Here is a 25,323-nt window from a genome sequence, read left to right as displayed (position 1 = left end):
CACGACGACGGCGGTCCGGGCCCTGCCGTCACGTTGCCGTGGTCACGACGACGGCGGTCCGGGCCCTGCCGTCACGTTGCCGTGGTCACGACGACGGCGGTCCGGGCCCTGCCGTCACGTTGCCGTGGTCACGACGACGGCGCCGGGGCGTCCTGGCCGCCCGAGGTTCCCGGGTCCGTCGACGGCTCCCCCGAGGACGGGGGCGGGGTCGTCGGGTCCGTGGTCGGTGGCGGGGTGGTCGGGTCGGTCGACGGCGGTGGTTCCTCGGTCGCCGGCGGAGGCGTGGTCGGGTCCGTGGTCGGTGGCGGGGTGGTCGGGTCGGTCGACGGCGGTGGCTCCTCGGTCGCCGGCGGAGGCGTGGTCGCGCCGTGGCCGGTGATCCGCACCACCGCGCCGGAGGGGTTCACTCCAACCCGCGCCGACCAGGCGCCCGCCGGTTCGCGCGCGGGGTCGACGGAGATGTGGACCGTCACGGACTGCCCCGGACGCAGCGTGCCGGACGCCTGGCTCACGTACAGCCAGGGTCCGTCCGACCACAGCGACCAGTCGGCGGTGGAGCCGCCGGAGTTGGTGAGCGTGAGCGTCGTCGTGTCGCCGTCGCCGTGCGCGGCGACCGTGATCCGGCCCGGGCCGCGCTGTCCGGGCGGGGTCGGCCCGGCCGGTCCGCCGGGGGTGAGGATCTCGACCGAGACGTCGGGGCCCCGGTTTCCCTGGGTGAAGCGGGGGTCGGCCGTGGTGCGGGCGTTGCCCGTGTTCTCGTAGCGGTCGTTGGGGTTGCCGTCGAGGCTCACCGGGCCGCCGTCCTCGCGCGCGGTGACCGGGGTTCCGGACCCGCCCTCGCCCGTCGCCGGGGCGCCGCGGTACGAGGCCCACAGGGCGAGGACCGGGGCGGCGACCACGGCGGCGACGACCGTCGTCGTCACCGCGCGGGCCCGCATGCGGTCGCGGCGGGCGGCGTGGTCCTTGGGGTCCATCGGGAATCCGGCGGGGCCGAAGCGCGGGGCTGCGGCACGCGCGCGGGAGGCGTGCAGCATCGCCGCGTACGTCGCGGCCCGGTCCGCCTCGACCAGCGGGAGCCTTCCCGGGGGGACCGTCGTGGCGCCGGGCCAAGGGCCGCCCGCGCCCGCGCGTTCGGCGGCGCGCCGGCAGCGCGGGCAGTCGTCGACATGGCGGACGAGTTCGGCGCGCAGGGCGGCGGAGAACAGCACCTGGGGGTCGCCGGTGAGCCGGGCGACCGTGGGGCAGGCGCCGGTCTCGACGACCGCGAGGGCGGCCCGGGTCCGCTCGACCTCGCAGGCGGCGGAGGAGAGCAGCTCGCGTGCGGCGAGGGGGTCGAGGGAGAGCACGGCGGCCACCTGGCGGTGCCCGAGGCCGTGGCGGACGGCGAGCTCCAGGGCTTCGCGCTGCTCGGGGCTGGTGCCGGCGGCCTCGGGCCAGGCGAGCAGGGCCAGCTCGGCGCGGCGCTGCTGCGGGTCCCTGCCGGACGCGGCCCCGCCGGAGGTCTCCTCGGGGACGGCGGGGCGGCCTGTGTGCGCGCCCCGCCGGTGGCGGCGCTGCTCGGCGAGGCTGCGCAGGCAGGCCCAGCGGGCCAGCGCGTACAGCCAGGCCGTGCGCCCCTCCTCGTCGGAGGGGCAGCGGCCGCGGTGGCGTTCGGCGACGGCCAGGACGTCGCCGAGGACGGCGGTCGCGGTGTCGTGGTCGCAGAGCACGGAGAGGCAGTACGTGAACAGGCCGTCGAGGTACGCCTCGTAGCGCGCCGGCGGGTGCTGGCCGCGCGTGCGGCTCCCGGGGTCCGCGGCGGAGTGGGACGGCGCGCGGCGGTGCGCCCGGTGTGCGCCGGTGGTGTGGGTGGGGGGTTCCAGCCTGCTGCTCGTCACTGGGCGACCGTAGGCAGCGCGGGGCGGCCTCTTCGCACCCCTCCCGCACTTTTAATCCTTACGGGTGAAGGTATCCCTCGAAAGGGGACAGGAACGCTTCATTCCGTGGGGTGGGGGTGAGAGCGCGCCCGGGGCTGACGCGGGCGCTTCGGCCGGGGCTGGGCGTGGGGCTGGGTGTGGGGCTGGGCCAGGGCCGAAGGTGCGGCGGGCCGAGGGTGAAGGTGCGGCCGGGCCGGGGCCGAAGGTGGGGCGGGCCGGGGCGGCGCGCGGGCGGGCCCCGAGGCGCGCCCGCCGCCCGAGGCGTTGTCAGAGGGGCCCGCTACGGTTCGGTGCATGGCTGCCCGTACGAAATCCGCCAAGGACAGGCCGTCCTACCGCTGCACCGAATGCGGCTGGACGACCGCCAAGTGGCTCGGCCGTTGCCCCGAGTGCCAAGCCTGGGGGACGGTCGAGGAGTACGGCGCGCCCGCCGTCCGCACCACCGCCGCCGGGCGCGTCTCCACCGCCGCGCTCCCCATCGGCCAGGTCGACGGCCGGACGGCCGCCGCGCGCTCCACCGGCGTCGACGAGCTGGACCGGGTCCTCGGCGGGGGGCTGGTGCCCGGCGCCGTCGTGCTGCTCGCGGGCGAGCCGGGCGTCGGCAAGTCCACGCTGCTGCTCGACGTCGCCGCGAAGGCGGCGAGCGACGAGCACCGCACGCTGTATGTGACGGGCGAGGAGTCCGCCAGTCAGGTCCGGCTGCGCGCGGACCGGATCAACGCCCTGAACGACCATCTGTATCTGGCGGCCGAGACGGATCTGTCGGCGGTCCTCGGGCACCTCGACGCCGTCAAGCCGTCGCTGCTGATCATGGACTCGGTGCAGACGGTGGCCTCCCCGGAGATCGACGGCGCGCCTGGCGGCATGGCGCAGGTCCGCGAGGTCGCCGGGGCGCTGATCCGGGCCTCCAAGGAGCGCGGGATGTCCACGCTCCTCGTCGGCCATGTGACGAAGGACGGCGCCATCGCCGGACCGAGGCTCCTGGAGCACCTCGTCGACGTCGTGCTCTCCTTCGAGGGCGACCGGCACGCGCGTCTGCGGCTGGTCCGCGGCGTGAAGAACCGGTACGGGGCGACGGACGAGGTCGGCTGCTTCGAGCTGCACGACGAGGGGATCACGGGCCTGGCCGACCCGTCGGGTCTCTTCCTGACCCGCCGCGACGTGGCCGTGCCGGGGACCTGTCTGACGGTGACCCTGGAGGGCCGCCGACCGCTCGTCGCCGAGGTCCAGGCGCTGACGGTGGACTCCCAGATCCCCTCGCCGCGCCGTACGACGTCCGGCCTGGAGACCTCCCGTGTCTCGATGATGCTGGCCGTGCTCGAACAGCGCGGCCGGATCACCGCGCTCGGCAAGCGGGACATCTACTCCGCGACGGTCGGCGGGGTGAAGCTCTCCGAGCCGGCCGCCGACCTGGCGATCGCCCTCGCCCTGGCCTCCGCGGCCAGTGACACCCCCCTGCCGAAGAACCTGGTCGCGATCGGCGAGGTCGGTCTCGCGGGCGAGGTCCGCCGCGTGACGGGCGTGCAGCGCCGACTGGCGGAGGCCCACCGGCTCGGTTTCACCCACGCCCTGGTCCCGACCGACCCGGGCAGGGTCCCGGCGGGCATGAAGGTGACAGAGGTGGCGGACATGGGCGACGCGCTGCGGGTCCTTCCGCGGAGCCGAAGGGCGCCCGCCGCGAAGGGTGAGGAGGGCTAGGAGGGCTGGGGGCTGCGCGGGGAGCGTGACCGACGCCTGCCCGGCGCCTGCCCCACGACTGCCCGCAGTTCCTGGGCCCGTCGCCTGCCCCACGACTGCCCGCAGTTCCTGGGCCCGCCGCCTGCCCGCGCCTGCCCCAGGACTGCCCGCGGACCTGCCCCGCGACCCGCCCGTCCGCTCAGGCCGGACAGGCCCGAGGACTACCGTCCCTGGTCCGCCGACGGCGTCGGCGGAGCCCGGCCTCCGGTGTATCGCGGCCCGGGCCGGGGCAGGCCCCGCACGGGTCGCGCGGCGCGCGGCAGAGGGCCGCCGGGTCGTGTCGCTAGACTTTGCCCTGGTCTCGCCCATCCGTACGAGCCGGAGGAGTGCAGTGGCAGCCAAGGACGGGGCAGCAGCTCCCGGAAAGTCCGGTGCGGGCTCCGGCATCGAAGCGCTCATGCGCGCCTCGCTCAGCGCCGTCGCCCCCGGCACCGCCCTGCGTGACGGCCTGGAGCGCATCCTCCGGGGCAACACCGGTGGCCTCATCGTCCTCGGCATGGACAAAACGGTCGAATCGATGTGCACCGGCGGCTTCGTGCTGGACGTCGAGTTCACCGCGACCCGCCTGCGCGAGCTGTGCAAGCTGGACGGCGCGCTCATCCTCGACAAGGACATCACCAAGATCCTGCGGGCGGGCGTCCAGCTCGTCCCGGACGCCTCCATCCACACCGAGGAGACCGGCACCCGCCACCGCACCGCGGACCGGGTCTCCAAGCAGTGCGGCTTCCCGGTCGTCTCGGTCTCCCAGTCGATGCGCCTGATCGCGCTGTACGTGGACGGCGAGCGCCGGGTGCTGGAGGAGTCGGCCGCGATCCTCTCCCGCGCCAACCAGGCGCTCGCGACCCTGGAGCGGTACAAGCTCCGCCTCGACGAGGTCGCCGGCACGCTCTCCGCCCTGGAGATCGAGGACCTGGTGACCGTCCGGGACGTCACGGCCGTCGCCCAGCGCCTGGAGATGGTCCGCCGGATCGCCACCGAGATCGCCGAGTACGTCGTCGAGCTGGGCACCGACGGCCGCCTCCTCTCCCTCCAGCTCGACGAGTTGATCGCCGGCGTGGAGCCCGAGCGCGAGCTCGTCATCCGCGACTACGTCCCCGAGCCCACGGCCAAGCGCTCCCGTACGGTCTCCGAGGCGCTCACCGAACTCGACGCGCTCACCCACGCCGAGCTCCTCGAACTGCCCATAGTGGCAAGGGCCCTGGGCTACAGCGGCTCCCCCGAGACCCTGGACTCCGCGGTCTCCCCGCGCGGCTACCGGCTCCTCGCCAAGGTCCCCCGGCTGCCCGGGGCGATCATCGAGCGCCTCGTCGAGCACTTCGGCGGCCTGCAGAAGCTGCTCGCGGCGAGCGTCGACGACCTGCAGACCGTGGACGGTGTCGGTGAGGCGCGGGCGCGCAGCGTCCGCGAGGGCCTCTCCCGGCTCGCCGAGTCCTCGATCCTCGAACGGTACGTGTAGCGCGGCGGTACGAGCCCGTACCGCCGCGGCCCGTCAGTCCTTGGCCAGGGTGAACGACGCCGGAAGGACCTTCGAGCCCGGCATCGTCGCCTCCACCAGATACGTTCCGGGGCCCACCGGACCCGCCGGGGCGGTCGCGCACCGCGGGGCGCTGCGCTCGCGGTCCCACTCCACCGTGTGCGTGATCGTCGACCGCGCCGGCAGCCTGAGCAGGACGGCGTCGCCCGGGCGGGGGCAGTCGCGGGAGGACCAGACCTCGTCGCCCGTGGAGTCGCTGATCGTCAACACGGCGTTCCTGGGCCCGAAGTCGGCCTTGCAGTCGACGGCCGAGGTGTTCCTGGCGACCAGGTGGAAGCGCGGCTTCTCGCCCGGCTCGTACGAGACCTTGGCGCTCTTGAGCGTCAACTGAAGGGCGCCGGGGGCGCAGTTCGGGAGCGGGGATCCGGCCGGAACCCGCTGCCCCGCGCCCGTACCGCCGCCGTCGCCGCCCACGCCGTCCGTGTCGCCGTTCTTGCCGGCGCCTTCCGTACCGGCGCCCGCGCCCGTGTTCGTACCGCCCTCGGCGTCGCCGCCGGAGCTGTCGCCGGAGCCGGACCCGGACCCGCCCGACTCATCGCGCCCGCCGGGCTGTTCGCTGATCGCGGGACCGGAGCCGGAGGGGCCGGGGGTGATCGAGGGTGCGGGAGAAGCGCCGTTGGCGCCGTCACTCGCCTTCTTCCCGCCACCGCCACCGGAAGTGACGGCCCAGAGCGCGAGCGCCGCGACCAGCGCGATCAGGCACAGCGCGACCGCCCTCCGTCGCCAGTAGATGGAGGAGGGAAGCGGCCCGACCGGATTGCGCAGAGATCCCACGGCACGAACCTTACGAGAGATCGGCGCCAACTCCCGCCCCACCCGCCGCCCCAGCGACAAGTTTTGCCGATGATCACATCCTCCGCCGTCCACGGCCACCGGTCGCCCCCATTCGAGACGTCCCGGGCGGGCCGTCGCCGGGCCGTGGCGGGGTGCGCCGGGCGCGGGCCGCGCCCGCGCGCCTCCGCGCGCCCCGAGGGTGTGCGCCACGGCGCGTACCGGACGTGCCAGGATCGGGGGTGCCATGACTTCCATCGATGCCCCCTTCGCCGACGCTCCTCCGGCCCCTGCCGATCTGCACGGGCCCGTCCTCGCCTGGTTCGACCGGCACGCCCGCGACCTGCCCTGGCGCCGCCCGGAGGCGGGGGCGTGGGGCGTGATGGTGAGCGAGTTCATGCTGCAGCAGACGCCCGTCGTGCGGGTCCTGCCGGTGTACGAGCAGTGGCTCGCGCGCTGGCCGCGCCCGGCCGACCTGGCCGCCGAGGCGCCGGGCGAGGCCGTGCGCGCCTGGGGCAGGCTCGGGTACCCGCGGCGTGCGCTGCGGCTGCACGCGGCGGCCGTCGCCATAACGGAGCGGCACGGCGGGGACGTACCGAGCGAGCACGCCCAGCTGCTCGCGCTGCCCGGGATCGGGGAGTACACCGCGGCGGCGGTGGCCTCGTTCGCGTACGGGCAGCGCCACCCGGTCCTGGACACCAACGTCCGCCGGGTCTTCGCCCGGGCGGCGACCGGCGTCCAGTACCCGCCGAACGCCACCACGGCCGCCGAGCGCAGGCTCGCGCGGGAGCTGCTGCCGCCGGACGAGGCGACGGCGGCCCGCTGGGCGGCGGCCTCCATGGAGCTGGGCGCGCTGGTGTGCACCGCGAAGAACGAGGACTGCGGGCGCTGCCCGATCGCGGCGCGGTGTGTCTGGCGGCTCTCCGGGAAGCCGGCCCACGACGGCCCGCCGCGGCGCGGCCAGACGTACGCGGGGACGGACCGCCAGGTGCGCGGCAAGCTCCTGGCCGTCCTGCGGGAGGCGGTGGCCGCGGTGCCGCAAGCCGCCCTGGACGCGGTCTGGGACGAGCCGGTCCAGCGTGCCCGCGCCCTGGACGGTCTGGTCGCGGACGGCCTGGTGGAGCCGCTGGAGAACGGCTTCTACCGCCTGCCGCTCTCCTGACCCCCTTACCCCCTGTCGGCCGGCACGTGCCTCCCCGCCACCGGCCCCTGTTACACAACCGATGGGCAGCCGTGCGTCCGCCGACGGCTGCCCCGGACAGGCCCGTGACAACCGCTCCGTAGCGTCGTCGACGTCACAGAGACAAGCAGGTCACGGGGATCGGAAGGCGGTTCGGGATGTCGCACGGCGAGGTGCTCGACTTCGAGGAGTACGTACGCACTCGGCAGGACGCGCTGCTGCGCAGCGCCCGTCGGCTGGTGCCCGACCCCGTCGACGCGCAGGACCTGCTGCAGACCGCTCTCGTCCGTACGTACGGGCGCTGGGACGGGATAGCCGACAAGTCGCTCGCAGACGCCTACCTCCGCCGCGTGATGATCAACACGCGTACGGAGTGGTGGCGCGCCCGCAAGCTGGAGGAGGTCCCCACCGAGCAGCTCCCCGACGCCCGCGTCGACGACGCCACGGAGCAGCACGCCGACCGGGCCCTGCTCATGGACATCCTCAAGATCCTCGCGCCGAAGCAGCGCAGCGTGGTCGTCCTGCGCCACTGGGAGCAGATGAGCACGGAGGAGACCGCGGCGGCGCTCGGGATGTCGACGGGTACGGTGAAGAGCACGCTCCACCGCGCACTGGCCCGGCTTCGTCAGGAACTGGAGAGCCGCGGCGTCGCCGACGCCCGGGCTCTGGAGCGGACGACCGAGCGGACCACGGCACGAGGCAACGAACGGGGGCGGGAGCGGTGCGCGGCCTAGGCGCCAGATCCGACACCCACGAGCACCACGAGAACGTCGAGAACCACGCGCACGAGGGCCAGGACGAGGATCAGGCCCCCGGGGCCCGCGGCCTCCGTTCGGTCCGGGCGGCGAGCACCACGGCACTGGCCGGGCTCGTCGCCGTCGGTCTGTTCATGACCGCCTGTTCGACCGGCGGTACGGGTTCCCGCGACGAGGGCGCCGCCCGCGCGGACGAGCCGCCGTCGGCGCCCGCGGCCTCCTCCCCCTCGGCCTCCGCCGGGCAGCAGCCGTCCAGGCGCGTCGACCCGATCTCGCTCATCAAGTCCGATCCGAAGATCGGCGAGCGGTTGAAGGAGGACCTGAAGCCCTGCGTCGCGGACGCGTACCCGGTGGACACCTCCTACGGCAACCTGACCGGCGGAGCCTTGCCCGATGTCGTCGTCAACGTGATGACCTGCGGCGATGCCGTCGGTATCGGCACGTACGTGTACCGCGAGCAGAACGGCCGGTACACGAACGTCTTCATGGCCGAGGACGCGGCGGTCTACGCCACGATCGACCGCGGCGACCTGGTGGTGACCAAGCAGGTGTACGCCAAGGGCGACCCGGTGGCGTACCCCTCGGGCGAGGACGTGATCACGTACCGCTGGTCGGGGAACAAGTTCACCCAGCACGACTGGGTGCACAACGACTACAGCCGCGCGCTGGGCGACGGCGGCATCGACCCGGCGCCCGCCCCGTCCGGCGGCGACTGACCGGCACGGCCGACACCGGCCGGGACCGACGAGAACCGATAACCGAGAACCACAAGCACGACGAGAACGACCCCGGAACGGAGAGGCGCGCGATGGCCGAGACCCATGTGCTGTTCGTCGAGGACGACGACGTCATCCGCGAGGCGACCCAGCTCGCACTGGAGCGGGACGGCTTCGCGGTGACCGCGATGCCCGACGGGCTCTCCGGCCTTGAGGCGTTCCGGGCCGACCGGCCCGACATCGCGCTGCTCGACGTGATGCTGCCGGGGATGGACGGCGTGAGCCTGTGCCGGCGGATCCGCGACGAGTCGACCGTGCCCGTGATCATGCTGTCCGCGCGGGCCGACTCCATCGATGTCGTCCTGGGCCTGGAGGCCGGCGCGGACGACTATGTGACCAAGCCCTTCGACGGATCCGTTCTCGTCGCCCGGATCCGTGCCGTGCTGCGCCGCTTCGGGCACGCGGGAGGCCCGGCGGCCGGTGAGGCGGGGCGGTCCGAGGCGTCCGAGGGCGGCGTGCTCGCCTTCGGCGACCTGGAGGTCGACACCGAGGGCATGGAGGTCCGCAAGGACGGTGCGCCGGTGGCGCTCACCCCGACCGAGATGCGGCTGCTGCTGGAGTTCTCCTCGGCGCCGGGCACGGTGCTCTCCCGTGACAAGCTCCTGGAGCGGGTCTGGGACTACGGCTGGGGCGGTGACACCCGGGTGGTGGACGTCCATGTCCAGCGGCTGCGCAGCAAGATCGGCCAGGACCGGATCGAGACGGTCCGCGGCTTCGGCTACAAACTCAAGGGATAGACCTCAAGGGATGAAGCCAGGGATGAAGATCAAGGGATGAAGCGGGTCGCACTGCGTACGGGGGTCCGCTGGAAGATCGCCGTCGCCATCGCCGCGGTGGGCGCGCTCATCGCCGTCACCCTCAGCCTGGTCGTCCACAACTCGGCCCGCGTCTCGATGCTCGACAACGCGCGCGAGGTGCAGATGGAGCGGCTGCTCTTCGCCCAGCGCCTGTACGAGAGCTCCAAGCCGAAGGAGCCGCGGTTCGGCACCAAGATCAACGACCCGATGCTGCCGCCGCAGCTGGACCAGCTGATGCGGGACAAGCGGCGGGGCACCTTCGTACAGGAGCACCGCAACGGCGGGCCGCCCGACGTGTGGGCGGCCGTACCGCTCGCCAACGGGGACGTGCTGTCGCTGCACATCCCGTTCGCCGACCGCAGTACGGCGATCATGAAGGACCTCGACCGGGCGCTGATCATCGGCTCGGTCTCGGTGGTCTTCGGCGGCTGCGCCCTCGGCGTCCTCATCGGCGGCCAGCTCTCGCGCCGGCTGCGCAAGGCGGCCGCCGCGGCGGGCAAGGTCGCGCAGGGCAACACGAACGTACGGGTGCGGCACGCGATCGGCGGAGTCGTACGCGACGAGACGGACGAGCTGGCCCGGGCGGTCGACGCCCTGACCGACGCGCTCCAGGAGCGGATCGACGCCGAGCGCCGGGTGACCGCGGACATCGCGCACGAGCTGCGCACCCCGGTCACGGGGCTGTTGACGGCGGCCGAGCTGCTGCCGCCGGGGCGGCCGAGCGAGCTCGTACGGGACCGGGCGCAGGCGATGCGGACGCTGGTCGAGGACGTGCTGGAGGTCGCCCGGCTCGACAGCGCGTCGGAGCGGGCCGAGCTGCAGGAGATCGCGCTCGGCGAGTTCGTCGAGCGGCGGGTGCGGGCGCTGGACCCGGAGGCCGTGGTGCGGGTGGTGCACGAGTCCTGGGTCAACACCGATCCGCGGCGCCTGGAGCGGATCCTCGGCAATCTGCTCGCGAACGCGGCCAAGCACGGCAAGCCGCCGGTGGAGGTCACGGTCGAGGGCCGGGTGGTCCGCGTACGGGACCACGGCCCCGGCTTCCCGGAGGCGCTGCTGCGCGAGGGCCCGAGCCGGTTCCGTACGGGCACGAGCGACCGCGCGGGCCAGGGGCACGGGCTCGGCCTGACGATCGCGGCGGGGCAGGCCCGGGTCCTCGGGGCGCGGCTGACCTTCCGGAACGCGGCGCCCGAGGGCACCCCGGAGGGGTCGGGCGGCGCGATCGCGGTGCTCTGGCTCCCGGACCACGCGCCGACGAACACCGGCAGCTTCCCGATGATCACCTTCCCGGACTGAGGACACCCCCGCACGACGGACGGCCCCGGCGCGAGTGCGCCGGGGCCGTCCTCGTACCGGGGCCGTCCTCGTACCTCAGTGAGGCTCAGACCTTCTCGGCGACCTTCGGGGCGTCGCCCTCGGTGGCCCTGTCCGTGGCCGGCCCGCGCTCGGGACCGGCCCCGCGCAGCGCCACCTCCTTGACGAAGAAGGCGAGGACGAAGCCGATCACCGCGACCGCCGCGGCCACCAGGAAGGCGGAGTGGATGCCGGAGGCCACCGCGTACTGGTACGCCTCGCGCAGCCCGGCCGGCAGCTTCGCCAGGCTCGCGGCGTCGAGCTGGGCCGAGCCCTGGGTCAGCTCGGCGCTGCCGCGCGCCGCCATCTCGTCCTGGACCCGGCCGGTGAAGAGCGCGCCCATGATCGCGACGCCGAAGGAGGAGCCGAGCGTCCGGAAGAGGGTGGTCGCGGAGGAGGCCACGCCCATGTCCTTCAGCTCGACGCTGTTCTGCGCGACGAGCATCGTGATCTGCATCAGGAATCCCATGCCCGCGCCGAGCACGGCCATGTAGAGGCCCGAGGTGAGCCGCGAGGTGCCGGTGTCCATCTGGGCGAGCAGGAACAGGCCGACGACCATCAGCGCGGTACCGACGATCGGGAAGATCTTGTACTTGCCGCTGTTGGTGGTGATCCGGCCGGAGACCAGCGAGACGACCATCATCGCCAGGAGCATCGGCAGGAGCAGCAGGCCGGAGTTGGTGGCGGAGGCGCCCTGCACGGACTGCTGGAACAGCGGCAGGAAGAGGACCGCGCCGAACATCACGAAGCCGGTGAGGAAGCCGAGCACCGACATGAGGGTGAAGTTGCCGCTGCGGAAGATGTGCAGCGGCATGACCGGGTCGGCGGCGCGCGTCTCGGCCCACAGGAACGCGGCCAGGGCGGCGACGCCGGCGACCGAGAGTCCGACGATGGTCGCGGAACCCCAGGCGTACTCCGTGCCGCCCCAGGTGGTGACGAGGACGATCGCGGTGATGCCGACGGTCAGCAGGGCGGCGCCGAGGAAGTCGATCCGTACGGTGCGGTCGCGCCGCTTCTTCGGCAGATGCAGCACGGCGGTGACCATCGCGAGGGCGACGGCGCCCAGCGGCAGGTTGATGTAGAAGGACCAGCGCCAGCCCCAGTGGTCGGTGATGGTGCCGCCGACGAGCGGTCCGCCGATCATGGCGAGGGCCATCACGCCGGCCATCATGCCCTGGTACCTGCCGCGCTCACGGGGCGGTATCAGGTCGCCGATGATCGCCATGACGCCGACCATCAGACCACCGGCGCCCAGGCCCTGGATCGTACGGAAGCCGATGAGCTGGCCCATGTCCTGGGCCATGCCGCTGAGCACCGATCCGATCAGGAAGATCACGATCGAGGTCAGGAAGATGCCCTTGCGGCCGAACATGTCGCCGAGCTTGCCCCAGATGGGCGTGGAGGCGGCCGTGGCCAGGGTGTAGGCGGTGACGACCCAGGAGAGGTGCTCCAGGCCACCGAGCTCACCGACGATCGTCGGCATGGCGGTGCCGATGATCATGTTGTCCAGCATCGCGAGCAGCATCGCGATCATCAGGGCGAGCAGGACGACGCGCACGCTGCGCTGCCGCCCCGCCGCCGGCTCCTCGGACGTTTTCACTGGTTCGGTCGTCGCCATGCTTCCGCTCCCCACAACCCCTTCAGGCGCTTACTTGCCGCCCGGCTAGTTACTACACTGGGGACGGTAGACCCGTAACTAGCCGGTCGTCAAGTAAGTAAGAGTGTGTGGGAGCGGACCATGGCCAGAGGCAACACCCGGCAGCGCATCCAGGACGTGGCCCTCGAACTCTTCGCGGAACAGGGCTACGAGAAGACCTCGCTGCGCGAGATCGCCGAGCACCTCGACGTCACCAAGGCCGCGCTGTACTACCACTTCAAGACCAAGGAAGACATCATCATCGGCATCTTCCAGGACCTCACCAGGCCCATGGACGAGCTGATCGCATGGGCGCGGGAGCAGCCGCGCACGCTGGAGGTCAGGGAGGAGATCCTGCGCCGCTACCAGGAGGCCCTGATCGGCGCGGCCCCGCTGTTCCGCTTCATGCAGGAGAACCAGGCGGCCGTCCGCGAGCTGAGCATCGGTCTGACCTTCAAGGAGCGGATGCTCGAACTGAGCAATCTGATCCAGGAGCCGGAGTTCGCCGTGATCGACCGGGTCCGCTGCGTGAGCGCGATCTTCACCCTGCACGCGGGGATGTTCTTCATGGACAACGTCGAGGGCGACCCCGAGGAGAAGCGCGAAGCCGTCCTCGAGGTCGCCCTCGACATGCTCACCCAGGCGCACGGCGCGCGCTGAGGCGTTCCTCGGATCAGATGGTGACGCCGACCGAGCGCAGGAAGGCCGAGGGGTTGAGCGCGGAGCCGTAGTTCGGGGTCGTACGGATCTCGAAGTGCAGGTGCGGGCCGGACGAGTTGCCGGTGTTGCCGGAGAGGGCGATCTTCTGGCCGGCGCCGACCTTCTGGCCGATGTGCACGTTGATCTTCGACAGGTGGGCGTACTGCGAGTACTTGCCGTTGGCGTGCTTGACGACGATGGCGTTGCCGTACGCCGGGCCGTCGCCGCCGCCGTTCGGGCCCGCCTTCACGACGGTGCCGGCGCCGGCGGCCTTGACCGCGGTGCCGACCGGCACGGCGAAGTCCTGGCCGGAGTGCTTGTGGGACCACATGGCGCCGCCCTGGTTGAAGCTGGCGGTCAGCGTGTAGGACGTGACCGGCTTGACCCAGGCGGGGTTCTTCTTGGCGGCCTTCGGAGCGGCCTTCTTCGCGGCGGCGGCCTTGGCGGCGGCCTGCTTGGCGGCGAGGGCCTTGGCGGCGGCCTGCTTCACGGCTGCGGCCTTGGCCGCGGCCTGCTTGACGGCTGCGGCGTGGGCGGCGGCCTGCGCCTGGGCCTCGGCCTGGGCGGCGACGGCGGCGGACGGGGCGGTGGCGATCGTGGCCTTGCCCTCGGCGGCGAAGGCGGACCCTGCTCCGGCCACCAGCGACGCTCCCAGACCAGCGGCGGCGAGGGCGACGGCGGTGACACGGGCGGCGGGGTTCATGACGCGCTTCGACATACGGGGGAAAACCTCCGGGCAGAACGGGACCCGACGCGAGCGGCGCGCCGGGCTGGCCATCCCTTGGTAACCCGGACCCCCATCACCGCCCAAACCCCCCATCTACGACATCTCGTCGTAGCGATCTCCGGGGGAGTTCAGGTCTTGACGACCCGGGATCCCCCTCCCTGAAATCGGACAAACCAGCCCAAGTGCATCGGTTTATCCGCACGTCGGGCCCATGGCGGAGGGACCGACAGGCCGTATCCCGTACGGGTCGGGGCACCCCGGGACGAAAGTCCCGACCCGGCCACCCTGAAAGTCCCGAATCGACACCAATGGTCGTCACTATTCCGGTTAGTACACCCCAAAACGCCTGTGCGCCTTGTCACGGCGGGCCGCGCCGGAATGCGACCTGGGTCACGCGACCAGAGCCTCCCGGCTCCCGTCCCCGACTACGCTGACGACGGTTCGCAACGAGCACGGCTGCTTCGGGGGACGCACGTGGATCCAGCACTCATCGGCATCCGACTTGCCTCGTCGGCGTCGGGCCCGCTGCTACGGAAACTGCTGGCCAAGGATGGCCCCGGGGCCGGCCTCACCGGTGCCCGCACGCCCGTCCGGCTCTCCGGACTGGTCTCCTTCCGCGGCGAGAAGCGCACCCTCACGGAGAAGGAGGTCCGCAAGCTCGCCACCACCCTCGTCGAGCGGGCCGCGGCGGGCCCCGGCGAGCCGCCGTTCCCCGCCGACGAGACCGAGGCGCTCACCGACACCCTGGCCGCGACCCTCCTCGCCCTCGGCGACCTCGACATGGACGACGTCCAAGCGGTCCACCTCGGCCCCGCCGCCCTCGCGCGCGGGCTGCGGGCGGCGGCCCCGCCCCCGGACGGCCTGTCGACGGACTCCGTCCTCTTCCTGGACTCGCTCACCGAGTGGGCCTGCCTGCACATCCTGGAGTTCTTCACCCAGCGCTCCACCTTCGTCGCCCGGACGCTGGTGGAGCAGACACGGGGCCAGGCCGAGCTCACGGCCAAGGTCGACGAGGTGATCCGCCGGACGCCCCGGGGGGACGCACGGGACGCGGAGTTCGAACGGCGCTACCTGGCGTACGTGGCGAAGAAGCAGGGGCGGCTGACGATCTACGGGCTCGACCTGCACCACTCACCGGACGAGTGGCCGCTCGACCTGGCGTATCTGTCGCTGGAGGCGACGGGGCCTGGGCCGGCGCCGGCCGACGACGACACCGCATGGGACGAGCTGGGCACGCGGGAGCAGCTCTTCCGGTTGCGGCATCCCGGCCCTGCCACCCTCCCCGCCGACCGGGCCCTGGCCACCCATCCCCGGATCCTGCTGCGCGGCCTGGCCGGTTCCGGGAAGACGACGCTCGTCCAGTGGCTCGCGGTCTCGGCCGCGAGCCAGGGGAGGGCCGGGGACAGGAGCCCGGGAGGAGAGATGGCGTACCTGCGCGACCGCGTCCCGTTCGTCCTCCCCCTCCGCGCCCTCACCCGCCACGGCGAACGGCTCCCCTCCCCCGACCGCTTCCTCGCCGCCGCCGGCTGCCCGCTCACCCCGCCCGACGGCTGGGCCGACCGGGTCCTCACCGCCGGACGCGGCCTGATCCTGGTCGACGGCATCGACGAGATCCCCGAGGCCGAGCGCGAGCGCGCCCGCCGCTGGCTCCGGGAACTCCTGGACTCGTACGACGGCAACCGCTGGCTGGTCACCTCCCGCCCCACCGCCGTACGCGACGACTGGCTCACCCCGGACGGCTTCACCGAGCTGGCCCTCTCCCCCATGTCCCGCGCCGAGGTCACCACCTTCGTCCAGCGCTGGCACCGGGCCGCCGGGCCGGAGGCACAGCCGTACGAGCAGCCCCTCCTCGACGCCCTGCGCACCACCGAGCACGCCGCGCAGCTCGCCACCAACCCGCTGATGTGCGGCCTGATCTGCGCCCTGCACCGCGACCGCCGCGGGTTTCTGCCCCGGGGCCGCAAGGCACTGTACGAGGCCGCCCTTTCGATGCTCCTCTCGCGCCGGGACCGGGAGCGCGACATGGGGACGCCGTACGGGATCGAGCTGGGCGAGGCGCCGCAGATCCAGCTGATCCAGCGGCTCGCGTACTGGCTCACGCTCAACGGCCGTACGCAGATGGACCGTTCACACGCGGAGTCGATCGTACGGTCCGCCGTTCCGGCGATCCCGGAGGCAGCGGCGTACGGGGACCCCGACGCGGTCTTCACCCACCTGCTCCACCGCAGCGGGCTCCTGCGCGAACCGACCCCGGACACGGTCGACTTCGTCCACCGCACCTTCCAGGACCACCTCGCGGCGAAGGTCCTCGTCGACGACTGGCACATCGGCGTCCTGATCGACCACGCGGCCGACGACCAGTGGGAGGACGTCGTCCGGATGGCCGTCGGCCACGCCCGCCCCCGGGAATGCGCCGAAATCTTCGAGGAGTTGCTACGAGCGGCGGACGCGGCGGAGGACCGACGTACCCAGCTCCGTGTCCTGGTGGTGGCGGCGACGGCCCTTGAGGAGGCGACGGAGGTCGCCCCCGAGGTCCAGGCACGGATCCTGGAGCGTACGGCGCGGGTCATCCCACCACGCACCCCGGAGGAGGCGCGGGAACTGGCGTCGGTGGGGCGGGCGGTACTGGACCTGCTGCCGGGGCCGGAGGGTCTGAGCGACAGGGAGGCGCTCATGGTCGTGACCGCCGCCACCCACATCCCCCACGACGCCGCGCTGCCGCACCTCGCCCGCTTCGTCGACCACCCGTGGATCCAAGTCCGTTCGCAACTGATATGGGCATGGTCCCGCTACGACACCCGGCAGTACGCGCAGGAGATCATCGGGCGCCTCGCTCCCGGTGGGCTGGATTTCACTCTCCGCTCCGACGAGCAGATCGACGAGCTCGTCCGCCTCGGACGACGACCCGAGGCCCTCGACCTCCGCCATGGCGTCTCCGAACGGGGCATGGCCGCTCTCGGCCCCGTGCTCGCCGAGGTGGAGTCCGTTCAATTCGCCGCCGCCACCGCCGGCAACAGCCTCTGGCTACTCCTGCGGGGCCGTGGCCATGAGGGGAAGTCCGGCGCGACCAGCCGCGTTCCCCGGCTCAGGTTCCTCCACCTCTCCGGCTTCTACGCGCCGACCGAAGAGGACTGGCACGCGATCGCCGGAACCCCGAGCCTTCGAGAACTCACGATCGGCACGGCCGCCCTCCGCTCGTGCCCGGAACCCCTCCTGCTGCCCCAGGTGGACCACCTGATCCTCCACGGCAACGAGGCGGATCCGCCGTTCGAGCAGGTCGTCCGGGCCTTTCCCGCCCTGCGGGGAGTCATCCTGTCCGACACGGGCGAGGGGCGGGCCTACGACATCTCGCCCCTGGCCCGGCTCAAGCACCTGCGGCTCCTTCAGATGCCGGGCGTCGAGATCACCGGGGCCGGACACCTCTCCCCCACCGTCGACATCGTCGTCTGAGCCGGCCGCCTCAGGAAACGCAAAAGGGGCGGCCCCGGACTCTGATGAGTCCGGGGCCGCCCCTTTTGGCCGCTCAGCGCGGCGTCACGCGTCCTTCGAGAGGTTCGGGCCGGAACCGCCCGCGGCCTGCTCGATCGGCGGGACGTCCGGCAGTGCCGACTTCTCCTCGCCGCGGAAGGTGAACTTCTTCTCCTCACCCTCGCCCTCGGTGTCCACGACCACGATGTGACCGGGGCGCAGCTCGCCGAAGAGGATCTTCTCGGAGAGCGAGTCCTCGATCTCGCGCTGGATCGTCCGGCGCAGCGGCCGGGCGCCCAGAACGGGGTCGTAACCCTTCTTGGCGAGCAGGTCCTTCGCGGACTGGGAGAGCTCGATGCCCATGTCCCGGTCCTTCAGGCGCTCGTCCACCCGGCCGATCATCAGGTCGACGATCTGGAGGATGTCGTCCTGGGTGAGCTGCGGGAAGACGATGACGTCGTCCACACGGTTCAGGAACTCCGGGCGGAAGTGCTGCTTCAGCTCGTCGCTGACCTTCGCCTTCATCCGCTCGTAGTTGGACTTCGTGTCGCCCTGGGCCGCGAAGCCGAGGTTGAAGCCCTTCGAGATGTCCCGGGTCCCGAGGTTGGTCGTCATGATGATGACCGTGTTCTTGAAGTCCACGACCCGGCCCTGGGAGTCGGTCAGGCGACCGTCCTCCAGGATCTGGAGAAGGGAATTGAAGATATCGGGGTGGGCCTTCTCGACCTCGTCGAAGAGGACGACGGAGAACGGCTTGCGGCGCACCTTCTCGGTGAGCTGGCCGCCCTCTTCGTAGCCCACGTATCCGGGGGGAGAACCGAAGAGACGGGAGACCGTGTGCTTCTCGCTGAACTCCGACATGTCGAGGGAGATCATCGCGTCCTCGTCGCCGAAGAGGAATTCGGCGAGCGCCTTGGACAGCTCGGTCTTACCGACACCGGACGGGCCGGCGAAGATGAACGAGCCACCGGGGCGCTTCGGGTCCTTCAGACCGGCACGCGTACGGCGGATCGCCTTCGACAGACCGCGGACGGCGTCGACCTGGCCGATGACGCGCTTGTGGAGCTCGTCCTCCATGCGGAGCAGACGCGAGGACTCCTCCTCGGTCAGCTTGAAGACCGGGATGCCGGTGGCGGTCGCGAGGACCTCGGCGATCAGCTCGCCGTCGACCTCGGCGACGACGTCCATGTCGCCGGCCTTCCACTCCTTCTCCCGCTTGGCCTTCGCCGCGAGGAGCTGCTTCTCCTTGTCGCGGAGGGAAGCCGCCTTCTCGAAGTCCTGCGAGTCGATCGCGGACTCCTTGTCCCGGCGGACACCGGCGATCTTCTCGTCGAACTCGCGGAGGTCCGGCGGCGCGGTCATCCGGCGGATGCGCATCCGGGAGCCGGCCTCGTCGATCAGGTCGATCGCCTTGTCCGGGAGGAAGCGGTCCGAGATGTACCGGTCGGCCAGGGTGGCGGCCTGGACGAGGGCCTCGTCCGTGATGGAGACACGGTGGTGGGCCTCGTACCGGTCGCGCAGACCCTTGAGGATCTCGATCGTGTGCGGCAGCGACGGCTCGGCGACCTGGATGGGCTGGAAGCGGCGTTCGAGGGCCGCGTCCTTCTCCAGGTACTTGCGGTACTCGTCGAGCGTGGTGGCACCGATGGTCTGGAGTTCGCCGCGGGCCAGCATCGGCTTGAGGATGCTGGCGGCGTCGATCGCGCCCTCGGCGGCGCCCGCACCCACGAGGGTGTGGAGCTCGTCGATGAACAGGATGATGTCGCCGCGGGTGCGGATCTCCTTGAGGACCTTCTTCAGGCGCTCCTCGAAGTCACCGCGGTAGCGGGAGCCGGCGACCAGCGCGCCCAGGTCGAGGGTGTAGAGGTGCTTGTCCTTGAGGGTCTCGGGCACCTCGCCCTTGACGATGGCCTGCGCCAGGCCCTCGACGACGGCGGTCTTGCCGACGCCGGGCTCGCCGATGAGGACCGGGTTGTTCTTCGTACGGCGGGACAGCACCTGCATGACCCGCTCGATCTCCTTCTCGCGCCCGATGACGGGGTCGAGCTTGGACTCACGAGCGGCCTGGGTGAGGTTCCGGCCGAACTGGTCGAGGACCAGGGACGTCGAGGGGGTGCCCTCGGCAGGACCGCCGGCCGTGGCGGCTTCCTTGCCCTGGTAGCCGGAGAGCAGCTGGATGACCTGCTGCCGCACCCGGTTGAGATCGGCGCCCAGCTTCACGAGGACCTGGGCGGCGACGCCCTCGCCCTCGCGGATCAGGCCGAGCAGGATGTGCTCGGTGCCGATGTAGTTGTGGCCGAGCTGGAGGGCCTCCCGGAGCGACAGCTCCAGGACCTTCTTGGCACGAGGGGTGAAGGGGATGTGCCCGGACGGGGCCTGCTGCCCCTGACCGATGATCTCCTCCACCTGCTGCCGGACCGCCTCGAGCGAAATCCCGAGGCTCTCCAGGGCCTTAGCGGCGACACCCTCACCCTCATGGATAAGGCCCAGGAGGATGTGCTCGGTGCCGATGTAGTTGTGGTTGAGCATCCGGGCTTCTTCCTGAGCCAGGACGACAACCCGCCGCGCGCGGTCGGTGAACCTCTCGAACATCGTTAATCGCTCCTCAGAGCGGTCAGTCAGTTAGGGGTCGATCCCCTCCCTGTCCTTCCGCAGCTTAGTCCCGCAAGCGGGGACCGCTCATTCCAACTGCCGACATCCGTCCGGATCACCCCCTTGTCCGTGGGGAGACCTGCTGCAGAACAGCCGACAAATGCTCCAACCCGATGGTGCGAGACGATGTTCCCGCAGGCCAAGCAGTTACCCACGCCATCTGTACGCCGATGGCGAACGTGAGACGCCAAAGCCCGCGAGCCACCCCTCCTCACTAGGAATGTCTTACCCGTAAGCACTGACACTCCATGCGGCACACCATGGTTCCCTCCGCTACGGGCGAACAACCTTGCGCTCGCGGATGCACCCGTACGCCCTCATCCCGGACACTGAGCGCGACGACGTGAGGACGGAGAGTCAGCCTCGGGCGTAACCAACGCGTCCGCGTGGGAGTTCCCCGGGCATGGCCCTCACCGTCCCGCTTCCCCGCTCGCCGCTCGAGGACGACCCCGCGTGGTGGTACGAGCACGAGCTCGGCTGGGCGACCGCGGACGGGCCGCCCCTGCGGCTGGTCACGGGGCTGCGCTTCGACGTCCTGGAGCTGCCCGCGGCGGCCGGCGGTGCCGTGCTGCGCAGGGTGGGCGCGGCCACCGGACCGGTGGCCCTCCTCGGGCGCAGGATGCGGCTACTGGTCGCCGCGGGAAGCGCTGACGAGCTGCCGGGGCTGCTCGACTGGCTGGAGTGGGGCGGGATCTCGCTGGATCTCGCCGCGCTGGGCTCGGGCGGCCGGATGACCGCGCCCATCCCCCCAGGATGGAGCGGTTCCGGCGCGCCGGGCGCCGCGGTGTGGCTGCGGGCCCCCGAGCCCGGCCGCGAGGTGGAGTCCTCGCTGCCGGCCCTGCGGGCCGTGCGGGGCGGTGCGGCCGCCCCGTGTCTCGTACGGCTCGTGGCCGCCGCGGCCGCGGAGTGCCACCGGGTGCGGCTGCTGAGCGCGCGTACCCGTGCGAACGGGCCCGCGTCCCAGCAGCTGACGCCTCAGCGGTTCGCGTCCTCGTAGGCGGCCTTGATCTCGGCGGGCACCCGGCCGCGGTCGTTCACGTTGTAACCGTTCTCCTTGGCCCAGGCGCGGATCTTCGCGGTGTCCTGGCTGCCGCCGCCGGCGGCGACCCGACCCTTGCCGCGCGTACCGGCGCTACGGCCACCGGTGCGGCGGCCGCTCTTGGTGTACGGCTCGAGCAGACCGCGGAGCTTGTCCGCGTTGGCGGTGGTGAGGTCGATCTCGTAGGTCTTGCCGTCCAGAGCGAACGTCACGGTCTCGTCCGCCTCGCCGCCGTCGAGGTCATCGACAAGAAGGACCTGAACCTTCTGTGCCACCGGATTTCCTTTCATCGAAAATGCAGTACGCGGAAAGGAAACCGCTTTTCCCGGAAAAACACAAACCCCTGGCAGAGGTTCAGAAGCCCGGCAGCGCGGGAAACGTGCGCGATTCGGACATAGGGTTCCGGACGCGCCTTACGCTCACAGGTGCAGAAGCATCCGGCTGTTGCCCAAGGTGTTCGGCTTCACTCGTTCGAGACCCAGGAACTCGGCGACACCCTCGTCATAGGAACGCAGGAGCTCGCTGTAGACATCTCCGTCGACCGGAGTCTCACCGATCTCGACGAAGCCGTGCTTCGCGAAGAAGTCGACTTCGAAGGTCAGGCAGAATACCCGGCGCACCCCGAGCCATCGGGCGGTGTGCAACAACTTGTCGAGCACCTGATGCCCGACGCCGGCGCCCTTGAACTCGGGATCGACGGCGAGAGTGCGCACTTCGGCGAGGTCTTCCCACATGACATGGAGTGCGCCGCATCCGACGACGGCCCCGTCCTCGTCGCGTTCGGCGACCCAGAACTCCTGGATGTCCTCGTAAAGAGTCACCGTCGCTTTGTCGAGCAGGATGCCCCGGCCGACGTACGGATCCACGAGTCGGCGGACCGCCGGGACATCACTGGTGCGGGCCCGGCGTACGGTGACCGCTTTCGAAGAGGACGGGGATGCGGAGGACGACGGCATGGGGGGACGTTATCGCCCTGGGCCCGCTGTCCCGTCGGCACCCTCCGCGGGTGGGGGCGGCGCGTCGGCGCTGTTGTGGCCCACGATACGGATGGCGTCGTTGAGGGCCTCCCGCTGTTCGGGCGACATCATGCCGAAGAAGGCGACCAGGGCGGCGGCGGGGTTGTCGCTCTGGGACCACGCCTCGTTCATGAGCGCGGCGGAGTAGGCGGCGCGGGTGGAGACGGCGGTATATCGATAGGCGCGGCCGTCGACTTCCCTGCGCACCCAGCCCTTCTGATGGAGATTGTCCATTACCGTCATGACGGTGGTGTAGGCGATGGACCGTTCCTGCTGGAGATCCTCCAGCACTTCCCGGACGGTCACCGGGCGGTTCCATTGCCAGACGCGTGTCATGACGGCGTCTTCGAGCTCTCCCAATTGACGGGGCACATCGCCACCATAGTGCGCGATGACGGAACCACGGGCTATTGACGTAACAAACGCAACAAAAAGGACGTACGCCGCTAAAGCGGGCGTACGTCCTCGGTGGCGCGGGCCGGAGCCGTGACTACGGAGCGGAGCACCGGCTACGGAGTGGGGCCGTCCGTCTGGCGGCCGGCCTCGGTGCGGGCGAGGGCGGCGTCGACGGCCGCGTCCTCCTTGGCCTTGTTCGGGCCGCCCTGGCTCTTGACGATCGTGACCACGAGAGCGGTGAAGAACGCGGCCATCACGACAGGGGGCAGGAGCGCGGATACGTAGTCCATGGCGTCCAGGGTAGCTATCCGGCGACGCGTTCCTCGGGTGGGGGCGGCGGTACGGGGCGCCGGCGCGGCGGGAACACCTCGGAGGGCTTGGGCACCGGGCGCTCGGTGGGCGTGGGCGGTGGCGTCGGCTTCGGCTTGGGCTCGTCGGCGGCGCGGCCGCCGGGCAGGGCGAGCAGCCGGGTGCGCGGGCCGGGGGCAGTGGTCAGGGACGCCTGGGAGACCCGGGCGAGGCGGGCGCGCACGGAGCGCTCCGCGAGGACCTGGCAGCGCTCCAGGAGCACGGCGGCGCGGGGGTTGCCGCGCAGGGCGCGCAGGGCGGCGAGGTCGTCCGCGGCGGGGTCGTACCCCGCGGCCAGGGCGTCCTGGAGGAGCTCCAGATAGCCGGGGAGCGAGCCGGGCAGGGCCTCCCGGTAGCGGGCCAGGTCGCCGAGGAGGAAGGCGCGCAGCCGGCCGGCCTCGCGGACGGCGTCGTCCACGGATTCGGCGAGGCGCAGGCAGTCCTGGACGTCCTCGTCGTGGAGGGGGGCAGGGTGGAGGGCGGTGGCAAGGGCGCGGCGGAGCACACGCAGCTCGTCCGCGCTGAACGCCATGCCGCCGCGGGATCCGTATGGCGTGGGCATGAGGTGACAATACGCGCTAATCGGACAAATTTCGTTTACCGATCATCCCCCGGGCGCGTTGCCCGCCGGACAAGCGGCGGGGCACGGGACGGGGCCCGAGGGCCCCGCCGCCTACATCCGGGACACGTTGCGCTCGTAGACCAGGCGGAGGCCGATCAGCGTCAGCCAGGGCTCGTGCTCGTCGATCTGCGCCGCCTCGCCCAGGACCATCGGCGCCAGGCCGCCCGTCGCGATCACCGTCACGTCCGCCGGGTCGCCGCCGCGGCCCACGAGGTCGCGTTTCATCCGGGCCACCACGCCGTCGACCTGGCCCGCGAAGCCGAAGACGATGCCCGACTGCATCGCCTCGACCGTGTTCTTGCCGATCACGCTGCGCGGCCGGGCCAGCTCGATCTTGCGGAGCTGGGCGCCGCGGACCCCCAGCGCCTCCACCGAGATCTCGATGCCCGGCGCGATCGCCCCGCCCGCGTACTCGCCGCGCGCGGTGATCGCGTCGTACGTCGTCGCCGTCCCGAAGTCGACCACGATCGCGGGCCCGCCGTAGAGCTCGACCGCCGCGACCGCGTTGATGATGCGGTCCGCGCCGACCTCCTTCGGATTGTCCGTGAGGATCGGGACGCCGGTCTTGACGCCCGGCTCGACGAGGACGGCCGGAACGTCGCCGTAGTAGCGCCGCGTCACCTCGCGCAGCTCGTGCAGGACCGAGGGGACCGTCGCGCAGATCGCGATGCCCTCGATCCCGTCGCTCAGCTCCACGCCCAGCAGCGGATGCATGCCCATCAGGCCCTGGAGCAGGACCGCCATCTCGTCGGCGGTGCGACGCGGGTCCGTCGAGATGCGCCAGTGCTCGACGATCTCCTCGCCGTCGAAGAGACCGAGGACGGTGTGCGTGTTGCCGACGTCGATGGTGAGAAGCATCAGACAGCCGCTCCGGAGGCGTCGCGCAGGTCCAGCCCGATGTCCAGGATCGGCGACGAGTGCGTGAGCCCGCCCACCGCGAGGTAGTCCACACCGGTGGCGGCGTAGGCCGCGGCGTTCTCCAGCGTGAGACGGCCGGAGGACTCCAGGACGGCACGGCCCGCGACGAGCGCGACCGCCTCCTCGGTCTCCATGGGGGTGAAGTTGTCGAGCAGGATCAGGTCCGCGCCCGCGTCCAGGACCTCGCGCACCTGGTGCAGCGTGTCCACCTCGACCTCGATGGGCAGCTCCGGGAAGAGCTCCCGTACGGCCTTGAACGCCTGCGCCACGCCGCCGGCGGCCACCACGTGGTTGTCCTTCACCAGGGCCGCGTCGGAGAGCGACATACGGTGGTTGACGCCACCGCCGCAGCGCACCGCGTACTTCTCCAAGGCGCGCAGGCCCGGTGTGGTCTTGCGGGTGTCGCGGACCCGGGCCCGGGTGCCCTCCAGGGCGTCCGCCCACGCGCGCGTGGCGGTGGCGATCCCGGAGAGACGGCACAGGAGGTTCAGCGCGCTGCGCTCACCGGTGAGCAGGTCGCGGGTGCGGGTGGTGACCGACAGCAGCTTCTGGCCGGCCTCGACCCGCTCGCCGTCCTCCACGTGCCGCTCGACCTCGAAGGTCTCCGTGCAGACGATGGACAGGATCGCCTCGGCGACCCGCAGGCCGGCCACGACGCCCGCCTCGCGCGCGGTGAAGTCGGCGGTGGCGACGGCGTCCTCGGGGACGGTGGCGACCGTGGTCACGTCCACCCCGCCGTCGAGGTCCTCCTCGATGGCCAGGTGGGCGATGTCCTCGACCTGGACGGGGTCGAGCCCCGCGTCGGCGAGCAGCTGCGCGAGGGCGGGGTCGAGCCCGCACTCGTACACCTCGTCACCGTCGCCGCAGCCGCAGCCGTCACCGCAGCCGCCCGCGTCCGCCGCGGCCGTGCCGGGGGCGCTGATCTGGATCAGGGGTACGTCCACGGGCTGCGGGCGTTCTTCTTCGGGGGTGCTCGGCGTGCTCAC

General features: G+C 71.9%; 22 protein-coding genes. 10 read left to right on the top strand and 12 right to left on the bottom strand.

Translation table 11 applies throughout. From position 1 onward, the window contains the following. Positions 1-128: 128 nt before the first annotated feature. Entirely contained in the window at positions 129-1,877 is a 1,749-nt protein-coding gene (locus ACIRB4_RS23230; RefSeq protein ID WP_403293976.1) for a hypothetical protein, read from the bottom strand. Positions 1,878-2,210: 333 nt separating this feature from the next. Here ACIRB4_RS23230 and radA point away from each other — a divergent pair, with 333 nt between their 5' ends. Both radA and disA read left to right on the top strand, forming a co-directional pair. Next, positions 2,211-3,614, top strand: coding sequence for a DNA repair protein RadA (gene radA, locus ACIRB4_RS23225; protein WP_403293974.1), 1,404 nt, complete (start codon positions 2,211-2,213; stop codon positions 3,612-3,614). A gap of 370 nt (positions 3,615-3,984) precedes the next feature. Then, complete coding sequence (gene disA, locus ACIRB4_RS23220) at positions 3,985-5,109, top strand: DNA integrity scanning diadenylate cyclase DisA (protein WP_403293972.1); 1,125 nt, start codon at positions 3,985-3,987, stop codon at positions 5,107-5,109. A 33-nt stretch (positions 5,110-5,142) separates the two neighbouring features. Here the strand turns inward: disA and ACIRB4_RS23215 are convergent, their stop codons facing one another. Next, a complete protein-coding gene (locus tag ACIRB4_RS23215; protein WP_403293970.1) occupies positions 5,143-5,961 on the bottom strand; it encodes a hypothetical protein in 819 nt (272 codons plus the stop codon). 244 nt (positions 5,962-6,205) lie between these two features. On the opposite strand from ACIRB4_RS23215, the gene ACIRB4_RS23210 reads away from it, so the two are divergent. The 5 genes from ACIRB4_RS23210 (at position 6,206) to cseC (ending at position 10,759) form a co-directional block, all read left to right on the top strand. Further along, positions 6,206-7,120: an A/G-specific adenine glycosylase gene (locus ACIRB4_RS23210; protein WP_403293967.1), complete on the top strand. Its 915-nt coding sequence runs from the start codon at positions 6,206-6,208 to the stop codon at positions 7,118-7,120. A 176-nt stretch (positions 7,121-7,296) separates the two neighbouring features. After that, on the top strand, positions 7,297-7,872 hold the full coding sequence (locus ACIRB4_RS23205; protein WP_403293965.1) for a SigE family RNA polymerase sigma factor: 576 nt from the start codon (positions 7,297-7,299) through the stop codon (positions 7,870-7,872). Further along, positions 7,860-8,609 carry a hypothetical protein gene (locus ACIRB4_RS23200; protein WP_403293963.1) on the top strand — a complete coding sequence of 250 codons (750 nt, stop codon included), beginning with the start codon at positions 7,860-7,862 and terminating at the stop codon, positions 8,607-8,609. Before ACIRB4_RS23205 ends, ACIRB4_RS23200 begins: the two co-directional genes overlap by 13 nt. A gap of 92 nt (positions 8,610-8,701) precedes the next feature. Continuing rightward, a complete protein-coding gene (cseB, locus tag ACIRB4_RS23195) occupies positions 8,702-9,406 on the top strand; it encodes a two-component system response regulator CseB (protein WP_403293962.1) in 705 nt (234 codons plus the stop codon). Positions 9,407-9,442: 36 nt separating this feature from the next. Then, positions 9,443-10,759 (top strand): two-component system sensor histidine kinase CseC, encoded by a 1,317-nt coding sequence (gene cseC / locus ACIRB4_RS23190; protein ID WP_403293960.1) that lies wholly within the window; start codon positions 9,443-9,445, stop codon positions 10,757-10,759. 85 nt (positions 10,760-10,844) lie between these two features. On the opposite strand, the gene ACIRB4_RS23185 is transcribed toward cseC, so the two are convergent. Then, the gene (locus ACIRB4_RS23185) at positions 10,845-12,434 is read right to left on the bottom strand and encodes an MDR family MFS transporter (protein ID WP_403293958.1); all 1,590 of its coding nucleotides are present in this window, start codon (positions 12,432-12,434) and stop codon (positions 10,845-10,847) included. Positions 12,435-12,554: 120 nt separating this feature from the next. On the opposite strand from ACIRB4_RS23185, the gene ACIRB4_RS23180 reads away from it, so the two are divergent. After that, a complete protein-coding gene (locus ACIRB4_RS23180; RefSeq protein WP_403293957.1) occupies positions 12,555-13,112 on the top strand; it encodes a TetR/AcrR family transcriptional regulator in 558 nt (185 codons plus the stop codon). A 13-nt stretch (positions 13,113-13,125) separates the two neighbouring features. Here ACIRB4_RS23180 and ACIRB4_RS23175 read toward each other — a convergent pair whose 3' ends face one another. After that, positions 13,126-13,869 carry a M23 family metallopeptidase gene (locus ACIRB4_RS23175; protein WP_403293955.1) on the bottom strand — a complete coding sequence of 248 codons (744 nt, stop codon included), beginning with the start codon at positions 13,867-13,869 and terminating at the stop codon, positions 13,126-13,128. A gap of 483 nt (positions 13,870-14,352) precedes the next feature. Here ACIRB4_RS23175 and ACIRB4_RS23170 point away from each other — a divergent pair, with 483 nt between their 5' ends. After that, positions 14,353-17,328, top strand: a complete 2,976-nt coding sequence (locus tag ACIRB4_RS23170) for an NACHT domain-containing protein (protein WP_403293954.1) — start codon at positions 14,353-14,355, stop codon at positions 17,326-17,328. An 84-nt stretch (positions 17,329-17,412) separates the two neighbouring features. Here the strand turns inward: ACIRB4_RS23170 and ACIRB4_RS23165 are convergent, their stop codons facing one another. Beyond that, positions 17,413-19,938 carry an ATP-dependent Clp protease ATP-binding subunit gene (locus ACIRB4_RS23165; RefSeq protein ID WP_356888552.1) on the bottom strand — a complete coding sequence of 842 codons (2,526 nt, stop codon included), beginning with the start codon at positions 19,936-19,938 and terminating at the stop codon, positions 17,413-17,415. A 463-nt stretch (positions 19,939-20,401) separates the two neighbouring features. Between ACIRB4_RS23165 and ACIRB4_RS23160 the strand changes: the two genes are divergently transcribed. Beyond that, entirely contained in the window at positions 20,402-20,995 is a 594-nt protein-coding gene (locus tag ACIRB4_RS23160) for an SCO3374 family protein (RefSeq protein ID WP_403293952.1), read from the top strand. Here ACIRB4_RS23160 and ACIRB4_RS23155 read toward each other — a convergent pair. The 7 genes from ACIRB4_RS23155 to nadC all read right to left on the bottom strand — a co-directional run bounded on the left by ACIRB4_RS23155 (position 20,974) and on the right by nadC (position 25,323). Beyond that, entirely contained in the window at positions 20,974-21,312 is a 339-nt protein-coding gene (locus tag ACIRB4_RS23155; protein ID WP_403293951.1) for an Lsr2 family protein, read from the bottom strand. The two genes, ACIRB4_RS23160 and ACIRB4_RS23155, sit on opposite strands and share 22 nt — an antisense overlap. A 144-nt stretch (positions 21,313-21,456) precedes the next feature. Further along, complete coding sequence (locus ACIRB4_RS23150; protein WP_356888549.1) at positions 21,457-21,993, bottom strand: amino-acid N-acetyltransferase; 537 nt, start codon at positions 21,991-21,993, stop codon at positions 21,457-21,459. 9 nt (positions 21,994-22,002) lie between these two features. Further along, a complete protein-coding gene (locus ACIRB4_RS23145) occupies positions 22,003-22,425 on the bottom strand; it encodes a BlaI/MecI/CopY family transcriptional regulator (protein ID WP_403293948.1) in 423 nt (140 codons plus the stop codon). Positions 22,426-22,562: 137 nt separating this feature from the next. Continuing rightward, positions 22,563-22,739, bottom strand: a complete 177-nt coding sequence (locus tag ACIRB4_RS23140) for a hypothetical protein (protein ID WP_403293946.1) — start codon at positions 22,737-22,739, stop codon at positions 22,563-22,565. A 14-nt stretch (positions 22,740-22,753) separates the two neighbouring features. Next, the gene (locus ACIRB4_RS23135) at positions 22,754-23,329 is read right to left on the bottom strand and encodes a hypothetical protein (RefSeq protein WP_403294023.1); all 576 of its coding nucleotides are present in this window, start codon (positions 23,327-23,329) and stop codon (positions 22,754-22,756) included. Positions 23,330-23,470: 141 nt separating this feature from the next. After that, complete coding sequence (locus tag ACIRB4_RS23130) at positions 23,471-24,277, bottom strand: type III pantothenate kinase (protein ID WP_403293944.1); 807 nt, start codon at positions 24,275-24,277, stop codon at positions 23,471-23,473. After that, entirely contained in the window at positions 24,277-25,323 is a 1,047-nt protein-coding gene (gene nadC, locus ACIRB4_RS23125) for a carboxylating nicotinate-nucleotide diphosphorylase (RefSeq protein ID WP_403293942.1), read from the bottom strand. The genes ACIRB4_RS23130 and nadC overlap by 1 nt, the downstream gene beginning before the upstream one ends.

It is taken from the genome of Streptomyces sp. NPDC093600, from assembly GCF_044764755.1.
Taxonomy (GTDB): domain Bacteria; phylum Actinomycetota; class Actinomycetes; order Streptomycetales; family Streptomycetaceae; genus Streptomyces.
Note: the sequence above shows the minus strand (reverse complement) of the source record. Positions and strands in the feature narration are given on the sequence as shown.

Bases quoted from the DNA above. Each gene is read 5' to 3' on its own strand.
- radA (WP_403293974.1), top strand. From the start codon at position 2,211: ATGGCTGCCCGTACGAAATCCGCCAAGGACAGGCCGTCCTACCGCTGC.
- ACIRB4_RS23210 (WP_403293967.1), top strand. From the start codon at position 6,206: ATGACTTCCATCGATGCCCCCTTCGCCGACGCTCCTCCGGCCCCTGCC.
- ACIRB4_RS23205 (WP_403293965.1), top strand. From the start codon at position 7,297: ATGTCGCACGGCGAGGTGCTCGACTTCGAGGAGTACGTACGCACTCGG.
- cseB (WP_403293962.1), top strand. From the start codon at position 8,702: ATGGCCGAGACCCATGTGCTGTTCGTCGAGGACGACGACGTCATCCGC.
- cseC (WP_403293960.1), top strand. From the start codon at position 9,443: ATGAAGCGGGTCGCACTGCGTACGGGGGTCCGCTGGAAGATCGCCGTC.
- ACIRB4_RS23185 (WP_403293958.1), bottom strand. From the start codon at position 12,434: ATGGCGACGACCGAACCAGTGAAAACGTCCGAGGAGCCGGCGGCGGGG.
- ACIRB4_RS23180 (WP_403293957.1), top strand. From the start codon at position 12,555: ATGGCCAGAGGCAACACCCGGCAGCGCATCCAGGACGTGGCCCTCGAA.
- ACIRB4_RS23175 (WP_403293955.1), bottom strand. From the start codon at position 13,869: ATGTCGAAGCGCGTCATGAACCCCGCCGCCCGTGTCACCGCCGTCGCC.
- ACIRB4_RS23165 (WP_356888552.1), bottom strand. From the start codon at position 19,938: ATGTTCGAGAGGTTCACCGACCGCGCGCGGCGGGTTGTCGTCCTGGCT.
- ACIRB4_RS23160 (WP_403293952.1), top strand. From the start codon at position 20,402: ATGGCCCTCACCGTCCCGCTTCCCCGCTCGCCGCTCGAGGACGACCCC.
- ACIRB4_RS23150 (WP_356888549.1), bottom strand. From the start codon at position 21,993: ATGCCGTCGTCCTCCGCATCCCCGTCCTCTTCGAAAGCGGTCACCGTA.
- ACIRB4_RS23140 (WP_403293946.1), bottom strand. From the start codon at position 22,739: ATGGACTACGTATCCGCGCTCCTGCCCCCTGTCGTGATGGCCGCGTTC.
- ACIRB4_RS23135 (WP_403294023.1), bottom strand. From the start codon at position 23,329: ATGGCGTTCAGCGCGGACGAGCTGCGTGTGCTCCGCCGCGCCCTTGCC.
- ACIRB4_RS23130 (WP_403293944.1), bottom strand. From the start codon at position 24,277: ATGCTTCTCACCATCGACGTCGGCAACACGCACACCGTCCTCGGTCTC.